The organism is Leptospira mayottensis 200901116, from assembly GCF_000306675.2.
Taxonomy (GTDB): domain Bacteria; phylum Spirochaetota; class Leptospiria; order Leptospirales; family Leptospiraceae; genus Leptospira; species Leptospira mayottensis.
The window spans coordinates 1517501-1530000 of sequence record NZ_CP024871.1 but is presented as its reverse complement, the minus strand read 5'-3'; the positions used below and the strand labels follow the sequence as shown (position 1 = coordinate 1530000).

Here is a 12500-nt window from a genome sequence, read left to right as displayed (position 1 = left end):
CGCCCCACATTTAGGACAAATTTTTTCCTCTTTATTCAAGTCGTAAAACTTGGTGGAGCAAGTATGGCAGGTCCATTTTTTTCCAAGAGGATTTAAGGACACCCCCTTAGAACCGGAAACCTTTTTCGTTCCTGTGGGGTTTGTCGGTTTAGACTTTAAAGAAGGATTCGAAAGCGCCTTTTTGATGATCTCTACTTTCTTTTTTGCCGATGCATTTCCTTTTTTAGGTGCAACTTTTTTTGCCGCCGCCTTTTTTTTAACAACGACCGTAGCAGTTTTTTTGGGCTTAGTCTTTTTACTATTTGCCATCGGAATTGACCATATTACGAGAAAGGTATCGACGTTCAAGCATAAATAATTTGAATCCCTTACTTGAAGGACGGGCAAAAACCTTAACCGATTTCCAAAAAAAACGCAAGGAAAGAATCTCTTATTTTTTCGGATTCCCAGAAAAGCCGAAAATTTTCTTCTTAGTGAAAGTCCATCCGGGAGTCGAACTTTTGAAAATTAAACTGAGCGTAAATATCAACAAAATCGCCACCCTCCGAAATTCGAGAGGTGGAAACATTCCGGATCTTTTGTATTTCGCGGATTTGGTTCTCCGAGCGGGAGCCCAAGGAATTACGGTTCATCCCAGAGAAGACGAAAGGCATATTCGAAAAGACGACGTGTTTTCCTTAAAAGAATTCATCGATTCTTACAATTATAAGAACAACACAAAAATCGAATACAACATGGAAGGGGAACCCTCTCCTCGTTTTTTAGATTTGCTCCTCAATACAAGACCTGATCAGGCGACCCTTGTTCCCGTAACTCCCGGAGAAATCACCTCCGATCACGGATTCGACTTCAAAAAGGACCTATCGGTCCTTCAAGAATATTCTAAAATTCTAAAGAAAGAAAAAATTCGCACTTCCCTTTTTGTAGAAACCAACCTTGAAAACCTTAAACTCGCCTCTCTTACGGGAGCCGACCGTGTGGAATTTTATACGGGGCCTTTTGCAGAAAAATTCGATCGTTTTCCCCAAATCGGACAAGAATGTTTCGAATCCTCATACATCCCTGCCGCAAAGGTTGTCCTGGACCAAAAAATGGGAATCAATGCGGGGCACGATTTAGATCATAACAATCTGAAAGTTTTTTCCCGCCTTCCGGGACTTCAGGAAGTTTCCATCGGTCACAGACTAATTTCCAGAGCTTTGGAAACCGGGATCGATCAAAGTATTAAGGATTATCTTCAAGTTCTTTCGTGAGATGTCGAAACCCTTCAAAACTCGGATCTCCTTGGATCAGATAAAACGCGGCTTTTTTTAGATGCAGCGCCAATTTTTTTGCGTTCTGATTTTTTTGTGAGATTATTTCCAGGCTTTCCTTAAACTTCTTCAAATGTTCCGTAGCTTGAATTCTGTTTTTGGATTTTACAGACTGACGAAATTCCTTCCACGTCCTCGTAACTTCCTGATTCGGAGATTGCATTTTTTCCAAGGATTGTTTACGCACCACTCCACTTACATCCCAAACTTCCCGGTACGGATGAGAGTTCTCCAGAAATTTATAATATTCTTTCATATAATTCACTTCATTGGGTCTCACTTGGATAAGTACGTCCGATTCTCCCACACATTCCGAAAAAATCCCTTTTTCCAAGGACTCTCTTCCGATTTCCTTTAAAGCCACGAGTACAATCAGGTCCGCAAGAGTTTCGTTCTTTTTCCCGTCCTTGCAATTTTTGATGGCTCGAAAATATCTTTTTTCCACTTCGTCAGCGGAAAGTGCCTCCCCCTGCTCAAGTTCTAAATGATACGCGACCTGAAAAACCTGATCCCGATAAAGACTGTCCCAAGGATCCGCATTTCTCGCTCGAAGCGCGTACTCCAATGCCTCCGGATAATTTTTTGAGGAAGATAAAAGTACGGAAAGATTGTAACAGGACAAGGCCCGGCCGGGATGCAAAGACCTACAACTCGATTTGAGAAGTTTCATGGAAGATTCTCTTTCTTCTAAAGTTCCGTAAAATTCCAAAATCGCCTGTTCTTGGACCATTTCGAGTGCAAATCTTCCCGAACCGGGCATGGAAACCGTTGAACAATAGAACCCAAAAATCAAGAGAACGAAGATAAAACTTACACCCCAAAGAGATTGACACTTTGAGATTTGAATAGAGAATGAACTGAAAATTTCCTGAAATCCGAGGAACACAAGTTTGAAAAAAGGATCTGCCACGCTTTCGTCGTTACTTTCCACTCTTTTGACCATTTTTATCCTATACTGCGAGCCTACATCCGGCAAGTCCCCGGCCAAGGCAGACTTTACCCTCAAAGATTTTGATAACGTAATTAGCACGGTTTCCCGTTATTATATCGATAAAAATATCGATAAAAACCGCGCTTATCGCGAAGCCGCGATCTACGCTCTCTTATCGCTTCCTCATTCCATTTATCTCTATCCCGAAAGTTATTTCAAGGAAAGAGAAAAATACGAGGAAAAAGACGAAATTTTTCCCGGAAAAACATTCAAGATTTCAACCGACGATTCCTTTATTCTTTTTGATCCAGATTATACGGAAGTGGAGAAAATCAGGGACCGTAAGTTGAAAGAGGACGCGAATAAGTCCAAAGTCAGCGACGAGGAAGTAAAAAAGATCGTTGAAAGGGAAAAAATTCGTAAGAACGTCCTTTCATCCAAATGGGAACGAACCGGCTTTAGCAAAAAAGATTTTGATCGAGTTCTCGCATTCATAGAAACCAATCTGGACAAATACAAGGATTATCCTCTGAAAGATCCTTTCGGGGAATCCGAGGAAAAATCCAAAGAACCGTTTACAATGAACGACGTTATGCTCGCTGCGGCGAACGGTTATCTTTCTTCTCTCGATCCTCATAGTAACGTATTTCTAAGATCTGCTTGGGAAGAATCAATGGCCAAAATCCAAGACGGAAGTTTTGAAGGAATCGGAGCTATTCTCTCAGGTGGAGGAAACAGAGAAGTCGTCGTGGAAAATCCACTCGAAGGAAGGCCCGCGGTGAACGCTGGCATACGTTCCGGAGACGTGATTCTCGCGGTAGATGGAAAATCGATTAAAGGAATCCTTTTGGACAAGGTTGTGGAAAAAATCAAAGGAAAAAAAGGTTCCAAGGTCGCACTTACCATTCAACGAAAGGGAGTTCCGGGAACCTTACATATTGAAGTCGTAAGAGATACGATCGAAATCAAAAATCTGAGCAGTAAACTGATCGAAGGTCACGAACATATCGGCTATATCAAACTTACCGGTTTTGTGAAATCGGAAGACGGACCTTCCGTAGACCGAGAACTGGTGGATAAGTATAAAGAACTCGAAAAAGAAGCCCAGTCTAAAGGCACCAGGCTCAAAGCAGTAATTCTTGATCTGAGAAACAACGCGGGCGGCTACTTAGACCTTGCGATCGATATTGCGGATATGTTCATTGAAAAGGGTCTGATCGTTTCCACCAAAAGCCCAAATCGCAGTCCAGAAGACGCTTACGCTAAGAATAAGGACATCACCAACTTACAGTTAGCCGTTTTGATCAATGCGAAATCCGCTTCCGCTTCCGAAATCGTAGCAAGCGCAATCAAACATCACGGAAGAGGTTTGATTCTCGGTGAAAGGACTTTCGGTAAGGCCACGGTACAAAAATTAATGCCCCTCGGAAACGACTACCTGATTAAACTCACACAAGCTCGCTATTATTCTCCTTCGGGAAACACAATTCAGGTCGTAGGTGTGAAACCGGATATAGAAATTTCTTCCGAAGAAGACGGATCCTTTCCGTTCCGATTCAGAGAGGAGAACATGTGGAATCATCTTGCCGAACTCCCGCCCGCCGCCGAGGAAAAGAGCTCTTTTGACGTTAAGAGTTTGGAAGCTTGGGTTCAAAAGAACGGAAAAGCCTCCGAATTCATCGCAGCTCATAAAAACGATCCGATCAAACCGGACTACCAGCTCATTCGTTCCTTAGATTATATCGAAGCGCTGATCAACACACAAAAAAAGAAATAACATGCCCCGTATAAAAACGGACTTCTTAGTCTTAGGGAGCGGAATCACAGGTCTTTTTGCGGCCTTAAAACTAGCTCCCTACGGTTCCGTTATCATCGTCACAAAAAAATCGGATTACGAATCCAACACAAATTACGCGCAAGGTGGAATTGCCTCCGTCTTTGCGGAAAGTGATAAACTTGAAGACCACGTCAGAGACACTCTGGAAGCGGGAGCCTGGCTTTGTGATCCGGCGGCGGTTCAAATTCTCGTGGAAGAAGGCCCTCCCCTCGTCAAAGAACTACTCAATTACGGGGTTCCTTTCAACTTAGAACCTTCCGGAAAATTCGATCTATCCAGAGAGGGCGGACACGGAAAAAATCGAATCGTACACGCACACGACAGAACGGGGAGGGAAATCGAAAAGACCCTTCTAAACGTGGTCAAACAGAATTCAAACATTCAAATATTAGAATATCATACTTTGATAGACCTAATTACACCTCACCAATTAAAACGTAAAGGACTTATCTGCTACGGCGCCTACGTCCTTTCCAATCATACGGGAGAAGTTTTTCCGATTTTGGCGAGAGAAACGATTCTTGCAACCGGAGGAGCCGGGCAAGTCTACTCCCATACGACCAATCCCAAAATCGCAACCGGAGACGGTGTCGCTTCCGCATACAGGGCCGGAGCACTCATCAAAAATATGGAATTTTACCAATTCCATCCGACCGCACTTTATCACGAAGACGGAGATTCTTTTTTGATTTCCGAAGCAGTTCGAGGAAAAGGTGCAATTCTACTGAATAAAGATGGAGAACCGTTTATGAAACGGTATCATTCGATGGGAGACCTGGCTCCTAGAGACGTGGTTGCAAGAGCCATAGACTCTGAGATGAAAAAAAGAGGTGAGCCGCATGTTTGGCTAGACGTCACTCATCTTTCTTCCTCCCAGATCAAAGAATCTTTTCCTTCCATTTACGAGAAGTGTAAAGAGCTCGGAATCGACATCACTACGGACCGAATACCTGTCGTTCCAGTCGCACATTTTCTTTGCGGTGGCGTATCTTCCGATTTGGACGGAAGAACGACCATTCCCAATCTTTCCACGGCGGGAGAAACGGCATGCACAGGAGTTCACGGAGGAAATCGCCTTGCATCCAATAGTCTCTTGGAGTGTCTTGTTTTCTCCAATCGAATTGCCAAAAGAATCGCAAAGGAAAAACCAGACTTTACTAAGGCGCACGACGAAATCCCTTCTTGGAATAAAGAAGGAATGGTCAATACGGAAGAATGGGTTTTGATCTCTCACGATTTAAATGAAATTAAAAATACGATGAGCAACTACGTGGGAATCGTTCGTTCCAATTTACGTCTAGAGCGCGCTAAACGCAGAATGGATCTGATCTACGACGAAGTAAAGGATTATTACAACAGAACAATTATCACCAATCCCTTAATCGAATTAAGAAATTTGGTGATTGTAGCGAAACTCATCATTCGGTCTGCATTGTCCAGAAAAGAAAGCAGAGGGCTTCATTTTTCCACAGACTATCCGGAAAACAGAAGTCCTTCTCGTGTCGATACAGAAATCCGCAATGATAAAATCCGATTTTAAGAGAAAAAATATTTTAAATCATTAGAATATTTTACTTTTAGAATGCGTGATTAAAATTGACAAAAAGTTGTTTATCCTCCCTGGAAACCGCGTAGTCGATCATGATGATCGTTGCCTGATTCCAAGCAATTCTAAGACCTAAACCTTGAGAATATTTGTAATCCAATAAACCAGCCTTGTGTTCGGCGTTCCATACCCGACCGAAATCCCAGAACGGAACTAGATTTAACGTGAAGTATTCCCCTCTAACTGAAAAATCGTAGAATTTCCAACGAACTTCCACAGTCCCAAAACCTATTGCACGCCCCACGAATCGATCCTGTTTATAACCTCGAAGCGTTCTTAAGCCTCCAAGCCCCGAGACAGTATTTTCCGTTCCCCAAAAATTCCTATATTCAAAAAACGGCACATCCCCGTCTGAAACTCCGAAACCAAATCGGGACGCAAGAACCAATTTTTCAAATGTTTTCGGAAAGGGACTATAAAAGAATTTTGCATGTCCGAAATATTTCTGAAAATCAAAATCGGAAGCGATCACTTTGGAGGCCTTTTCGTAAGTTACTTCTAAAAAAACTCCCAAATTCGGATCGGGCTCGAAATCCCTTGTATCATACACAAGACCGATCTTGGCAGTATTTACGAATCCTCCACGATAACCCAGAATCTTTCCAGCTTCTGCGTCTTCCGTAAGTCTTGTCTTCGCGTTCGGAACCTTTCCCGAATTACTGAAAGGGGTTCCGTCAAAGATCGGATCAACCGATTTTACAAACTCTCCGTCGTTCGCCTTTACGATGTTATTCGAAAAACGAAAACCAGCTACAAGTCTCAAAGTTCCGTGCAAAAAGGATCTTTCTGAACTGAAGTTCAGTTGAGGAGTTTGGATCGTATAACGATTATACATACGATCGGTCACCTTAAAACCCTCGCTCGTCGGAACTCCGGAATAAACTCTTCCTCCAAGTTCTATGGGATCGATGGGGCCTCCGGGCCTCTGATATAGAAACGTGGATTCTTGAGAATTGTACTCTGCGTTTGGGACATGAACTCCACCGGATTGATTTCGTTCCTGATATGTAAGAGGTTTTAAAGTAGATTCTCCTACACCGAAATACAAAGTAGTCGGAGTGATCGTAAGAAGTGCGTCGGTGCGAAGTCTCCAACGAGTATTCGCTATATAGGGCATATCTAGACTGAGTTGGTGATACTGCGCATTCTTTGTCGTATTAAAATATTGTGCGAAAAAACGAAGCCGATACGGAGTGTATTCGAAAAATGGATCACTTTTTTTTCCGTTATTGTATCCGTAAACTCTAACTCCGTATCCAATCCCCTCATTTGGATCGGAATTGACCAATGGAAGCCCCGTAGGATACCAGCCTTCTTTTTTGTTGTCCAAATCCTTTTTACACATCTGTTTGACCCGATCGATCGGAAAAGGAAGATCCTTTCTTGCTTCAGATTTATCACAGCTTGTAAAATTCTCTTGGGCGAAAATTTTTAAGTAAGGAACAAATGCACATCCGAAAAAGATCAGAGTCGAAAGAACGGATTTACGAAATCTTCTAAAACCCCGTTTCCTTCTTCTGTAAAAAAAAGAAACGAAAAAAGTTTGTAACTTAAAAATCGGATCCTTATTTTCATTTTTCAGAATCAAAAGCTTACGAAGTGTCATCGTAGAGACCGATGTTTTCAAATCGTACATAACATTTTTCTCATATTCTGGGAAGTGGCTCTAAAAATTCGCTCATCGTTCCCAATTTGCCAAAATTATATACTTAGTCTTCCGTGAATTGCGGGAATAAGCCCAATCAAAAAGCTATTTCCGACTATCTCATTTCTTTCCTCCGAACCATAAATCACATGTAATACCAAATATCTTTCCCACAAAAGTGTGAAGAAGGAAAATTTTCACTTTCACGGCTTTATGGTAAACCCGGACTTATTAGGGAAGATTTCTGACACAGCGAACGAAGTATCGGCTCGTTTTAGTGAAAGAGGTATTTTCCCCAAAATGAGTAGCTTCAAAATTTACGGCACGAGCCATATCCACCGTTCCTTCCTGTGCCCAAGAAGTCCAGTAATAGTCTTCCACAGTATTCGGAAATTTTATGAGGAATGCATTCAAACTTCCAGAACCAGTAAGAGCCTTTAACTCCGGAAAGGTGGGAAGCCTCCAATCGGAATGTTGTCCGGTACGATCCTGACTACAAGAATTATAAGCCTCACTCATTCCTGAAAATCCAGGTGTTTGTCCGACTAAAGCCGGCGGCAGGGAAATCGTATTACAATCGTTTAAATTGAGGGAACAATATTGAAAAAGAGAGGCTCCATATCTTCCGATGATCGTAGAAGCATCGTTGATCCCTTCACAATCGTACTGGCCATTTTGCCCAACTCTAAGAATCTGACCCTGAGTGCAAATTTTCCACATAAGTCCGCTCGTGAAATCCGTGATCGTTCCGGAAACCACATTCGTCGAATAAGAGTTGAAAATCAACATTCCCGCAAGTAAAACCTTTGTGTCCTCGTTGATAAATCCCAAAGTCGTATCGTCCGGCTTTTCCTCACAGTTTGTATAAAGAAATAGTGCGATAACTAATATTATAATATTTTTATATTTTTCCATGACTTCCTCAAAAAATGTGGTTAAAATTCATAAATATCTGTTTGTCTTCCTTGGAAATAGCGTAGTCCAACATCAGAATTGTACTCTGATTCCAAGCGATTCTAAATCCTAAACCTCGGGAATATTTATAATCTTTTAGCCCCACATTATGTTCATCGTCCCACACCCGACCGAAGTCCATAAAAGGTACCAGATTTAAAGCGAAATGTTGTCCGGCTACGTTAAAATCGAAAAACTTCCAGCGTAGTTCAACGTTCCCCCACCCCATCGCTTTTCCGGTAAAACGATCCTGTTTATAACCACGTAAAGTCCTTAGGCCTCCGAGTCCAGTAATTCCTCCTTCCGTAGACCAGAGATTTCTATACTCGAAAAAAGGTGCATCTCCTTCCGTTAAACCGAACGCTCCTCGACCGGCAATCACTAGTTTATCAAAGACTTTTGGAAACGGACTGTAGAATAATTTGATCTGAGTAAAATACTTAGAATATTGAAAATCGGACCCGAAAGATTTAGCGATTTTTTCGTAAGTCGCTTCTAAAAATATTCCTCGATTTGGATCGGGTTCCAAATCCCGAGTATCCAGAACCAACCCGAACCGCAACGAATTTACGTTACCTCCGTTGGCTCCGATAATTTTTCCCGCTTCGGCGTCCTCGGTAATTTTCGTTTTGCCATTCGGAGCCATACCCGAATTACTTAAGGGAGTTCCTTCCGTCAGTGGGTCCCTACTTTTTACAAACTGACCGTCGAAAGTTTTAACGATATTTTGGGAAACTCTCAGCCCCGCAACCATTCGAACTAATCCCCCGAAGAAGATATGCTCCCCACTGAGATTGAATTGTGGAGAACGAATATCGTAACGGTTATACATTCTGTCAGTGACTCGAAATGCATCGTTCGTAGGAAAACCAGAGTAGTTAGCTCCCTGAAAATCAATCGGATCTCCGGGACCTCCGAGTCTTGTGAAGTAAATATTCTTTTCTCGTTCGTGATACGTCGCGTTTCTCGCGATTTCTCCACCGGGTTGATTTCGTTCTTGATAAGAAAGGTTCTGCAACGATCTTTCTCCGATTCCGTAATACAATGTATTCGGATTCGTGTCGTAAATCAAATCTCCTCGGAGTCTCCACTTAGTATCGAAAATATAAGGAGCGTCGAAACTGATGTCCTGATACTGTCTGTTCTTAGTCGTATTAAAATACTGAGCAAACATTCGAAAACGATAAGGCGTATATTCAAAAAACGGATCCGTCTTTTTTCCGTTGTTGATTAAGAATACACGAACTCCGTAACCCACACCCACATTCGGATCGGAGTTTAAAAGAGGAAGACCGGTGGGAAACCAACCCTCTTTCTTTTTACAGATATCTTCCGGCCTCAGACGTCTCATCTCTGAAATCTGAAAAGGCAAATCCGTTCTTGGCTTTCTGGAAACATCATCCATAAAAGCTAGTTTTGAACAATCCTCTTGTCCATACGCTACTCCTGCGGTTAGAAAAAACGAACCCGCTGCAACACTTACGATTTTCAGAAATCTTTTCATGAATTTCTCGCTTCTTTATTTCAGAACCAAACGGAAACGGTTCAGGCATATACTGTCAATTGGATTTTTCAAAGAATTCCACAGTATGTTAGAAAAACTTAGGTTAAAGCTTTCTTATTCATAACAATTGATATAAAAGATTAAAAAAGAATAGAAGATAATTAAACATTTAAAATTGATCTATTCCGGCCAAAAATAATTGAATTTTAATACTCGATTTTGAAATAGTAAAAGCCTGTCTTAAGAACCTTAAAAGAAATCAGTTACAATGGTTCAATAAGTTCGTAATAAAATATAGAAGTTCCCACAAATTACGTCCTTTTGGTAGTTTGCGAGCTTTCGAGCATATTTTATAACTGTTAAGTTCTCGTAGAGGTTCCTATATTCTGAGGTTTTTAAAACAAGCTCTAAATAGAATTTCAAGAGAAAACCTATCTCAAAACTTCAGCTACTACTACAATTTCAAACAAAAGAAAAGTCGTCACGACGTTAATTTGTGGGAACTCTTACATTTCCCTCGGCAAACGTTCATCTTAACAAGATAGCACAAAATGAATCCGTCTTATTTACGGAGAATCAAAATCAACTGGGAACGTATTGGAATAATAAACGAAAATTTTTGAAACAAATACATTCAAAAAATGGAAAGTAGAAATAATCTGTCTTCTACCTTAAAAATCCGCTTAAACTCAGCTCAATCCGTCCAGATTCAACTTCAAAATCACGTCGTCTTGGGAAACCATACTTCCCTCCCCCACGGAAACCTCATCAACGGTTCCTTCTCCCGGAGAAAGGATGTTGTTTTCCATTTTCATCGCTTCCACAATCGCAAGCATCGCTCCCTTTTTAACCGAGACACCCGGTGACACGAGAATCCGAATAACCTTACCGGGCATCGGGCTTTTGATCAAACCGCTGCTTCCTTCTTCTTCGAGATGGATTTCTCGGTTAGATAAAACCACCTTCGTGTTCCAACCCTTGTAGTGGATAAAAATTTGATTTCCTTTGCGGAGAATTCTCCAATGATTTCCGGGCCCTGAAAAAAGTCTGTTTCCTTCGCTCTGAAAATTTCTGGAAATCCGAAAGTCGCGAACGACTCCGTCTAACAGGATCGATACGGACATATCCCCCGGTGAACCAGAACGAACTCGAACTGGAATTTCTTCTTCCCTATGTTTAAATCGAAAATTTTCTTCGATCACCAAAAGCCTCCCGGGCCGACCGCTTCCCAAATTCCCTGGGATCTTTTCTTTTCGGAAAGTGCAGCAGCCGCAAAAGAAAACGCATCGGCTTGTATTTCCCTTTCGGGAGCGAAAAGAATCGTTTGTTCTTCCAGAAAATGCGTATGAATATGTCCTTTTTTAAATTCCTCATGGGAAAGAATTCCGGATAAATAAAACGTGTTCGCAACGGGTCCAAAGATTACCGTGGAATCGATGGATTCTTTTAGGCGGGCCGCACATTCTTCCCTGGTTTTTCCCCAAGCGATCATCTTTGCAATCATAGGATCGTAGTAGACCGTGATCTCCGATCCGGTTTCCACTCCCGTATCCACTCGAAGAAATTCGCGATCCGGAAATTCAAGATATTCTAATATTCCCGTGGAAGGTAAAAAATTATTTTCGGGATCTTCGGCATAGATGCGGGCCTCAATTGCGTGTCCGTTCCGAGTGATTTCTTTTCCGCCGGTAAGATCGGAAAGTTTTTTTCCTTCCGCAACTCGAATCTGCCATTCTACCAAGTCCTGTCCGGTGATATACTCCGTGACCGGATGTTCCACCTGAAGTCTTGTGTTCATCTCCAAGAAATAAAACTTTCCGTCCTTTCCCAAAATGAACTCTACGGTTCCTGCTCCCACATAATCGATAGATTGCGCCGCTTTGACAGCTACTTGACAAATTTCATCCCGCATTGCGGGAGATAAGTTCGGAGCCGGAGATTCTTCGATCACCTTTTGATGTCTTCTTTGAATCGAACATTCTCGTTCGAAAAGATGCATAACGTTTCCATGTTTGTCTCCGAAAATCTGTACTTCAATATGTCTTGGCGTCTCGATATACTTTTCGATAAAGATCGTTCCGTCTCCGAAAGCTTTTTGTGCTTCCCTTTGTGCAGATTCGAGCGAGGTGAGGAATTCCTCCGGTTTGTAGACCCGTTTCATTCCCTTACCCCCTCCTCCCGCGGTTGCCTTAATCATCAGAGGATACCCAATTCTTTCGGCTTCCTTTTGAAGAACGTCAGGATTTTGATCTTGTCCGTTATAACCCGGAACAACCGGAACTCCAGAAGCCTCCATCTTGATTCGGGAATTGATCTTATCTCCCATAAGTTCCATCGATTCCGGAGTCGGGCCTAAAAATAGCACATTCTCTTTTTGTAATGCTTTTGCAAATTCGCTTTTTTCGGATAAAAATCCGTATCCGGGATGTACGGCCTCCGCTTTCGTTTTACGGATCGCCTCGATGATATTAGAAATATTTAAATAAGAAGAAGTGGGACTCGGTTCCCCCACATAAACGGATTCGTTTGCAAGTTTCACATGAGGAGAATCCCTATCCGCATCCGAGTAAACTGCGACAGTTTTGATTCCCAGTCTTTTACAGGTTTGGATCACACGAACCGCAATTTCTCCACGATTCGCAATCAGTAGTTTAGAGATCAAGATACAAGTACCGATTCCTTTTGGACTTCGGAAGAAAGCATCGCGTCA

General features: G+C 42.1%; 11 protein-coding genes (2 of these 11 running past the window's edge). 3 read left to right on the top strand and 8 right to left on the bottom strand.

Annotation, left to right across the window (positions count from 1 at the left end; genetic code table 11):
- A protein-coding gene (locus LEP1GSC190_RS06790) for a TIGR02300 family protein (RefSeq protein WP_004280486.1) crosses the window boundary here: on the bottom strand, positions 1-309 show its 5' portion. The gene continues 174 nt to the left of window position 1, outside the view; the window shows 309 of its 483 coding nt (coding positions 1-309); it begins with the start codon at positions 307-309; its stop codon lies off the left edge, out of view.
- Between the two features lie 191 nt (positions 310-500).
- Between LEP1GSC190_RS06790 and LEP1GSC190_RS06785 the strand changes: the two genes are divergently transcribed.
- Entirely contained in the window at positions 501-1253 is a 753-nt protein-coding gene (locus tag LEP1GSC190_RS06785) for a pyridoxine 5'-phosphate synthase (RefSeq protein WP_036035715.1), read from the top strand.
- On the opposite strand, the gene LEP1GSC190_RS06780 is transcribed toward LEP1GSC190_RS06785, so the two are convergent.
- On the bottom strand, positions 1225-2256 hold the full coding sequence (locus tag LEP1GSC190_RS06780) for a hypothetical protein (RefSeq protein WP_036035685.1): 1032 nt from the start codon (positions 2254-2256) through the stop codon (positions 1225-1227). The genes LEP1GSC190_RS06785 and LEP1GSC190_RS06780 overlap by 29 nt on opposite strands.
- Here LEP1GSC190_RS06780 and LEP1GSC190_RS06775 point away from each other — a divergent pair.
- Both LEP1GSC190_RS06775 and nadB read left to right on the top strand, forming a co-directional pair.
- Positions 2204-4021, top strand: a complete 1818-nt coding sequence (locus LEP1GSC190_RS06775; protein ID WP_002762164.1) for a S41 family peptidase — start codon at positions 2204-2206, stop codon at positions 4019-4021. The two genes, LEP1GSC190_RS06780 and LEP1GSC190_RS06775, sit on opposite strands and share 53 nt — an antisense overlap.
- Before the next feature lies 1 nt (position 4022).
- Complete coding sequence (nadB, locus tag LEP1GSC190_RS06770) at positions 4023-5621, top strand: L-aspartate oxidase (protein WP_004280089.1); 1599 nt, start codon at positions 4023-4025, stop codon at positions 5619-5621.
- A 37-nt stretch (positions 5622-5658) separates the two neighbouring features.
- Here nadB and omp85 (LEP1GSC190_RS06765) read toward each other — a convergent pair whose 3' ends face one another.
- The 6 genes from omp85 (LEP1GSC190_RS06765) to LEP1GSC190_RS06740 all read right to left on the bottom strand — a co-directional run.
- The gene (gene omp85, locus LEP1GSC190_RS06765; protein WP_002762220.1) at positions 5659-7323 is read right to left on the bottom strand and encodes an Omp85 family outer membrane protein; all 1665 of its coding nucleotides are present in this window, start codon (positions 7321-7323) and stop codon (positions 5659-5661) included.
- Positions 7324-7563: 240 nt separating this feature from the next.
- Positions 7564-8247 (bottom strand): surface adhesin Lsa25, encoded by a 684-nt coding sequence (gene lsa25 / locus LEP1GSC190_RS06760; protein ID WP_002762110.1) that lies wholly within the window; start codon positions 8245-8247, stop codon positions 7564-7566.
- 7 nt (positions 8248-8254) lie between these two features.
- Positions 8255-9790 (bottom strand): Omp85 family outer membrane protein, encoded by a 1536-nt coding sequence (gene omp85 / locus LEP1GSC190_RS06755; protein ID WP_004280308.1) that lies wholly within the window; start codon positions 9788-9790, stop codon positions 8255-8257.
- Positions 9791-10479: 689 nt separating this feature from the next.
- Positions 10480-10992 (bottom strand): acyl-CoA carboxylase biotin carboxyl carrier protein subunit, encoded by a 513-nt coding sequence (locus LEP1GSC190_RS06750; RefSeq protein ID WP_002762242.1) that lies wholly within the window; start codon positions 10990-10992, stop codon positions 10480-10482.
- Positions 10989-12452 carry an acetyl-CoA carboxylase biotin carboxylase subunit gene (locus LEP1GSC190_RS06745; protein WP_002762266.1) on the bottom strand — a complete coding sequence of 488 codons (1464 nt, stop codon included), beginning with the start codon at positions 12450-12452 and terminating at the stop codon, positions 10989-10991. The genes LEP1GSC190_RS06750 and LEP1GSC190_RS06745 overlap by 4 nt, the downstream gene beginning before the upstream one ends.
- Positions 12449-12500, bottom strand: the 3' end of a protein-coding gene (locus tag LEP1GSC190_RS06740) for a lysophospholipid acyltransferase family protein (RefSeq protein ID WP_002762206.1). The gene runs 746 nt beyond the window's last position; only the last 52 of its 798 coding nucleotides appear in the window; its start codon lies off the right edge, out of view; its stop codon occupies positions 12449-12451. Before LEP1GSC190_RS06740 ends, LEP1GSC190_RS06745 begins: the two co-directional genes overlap by 4 nt.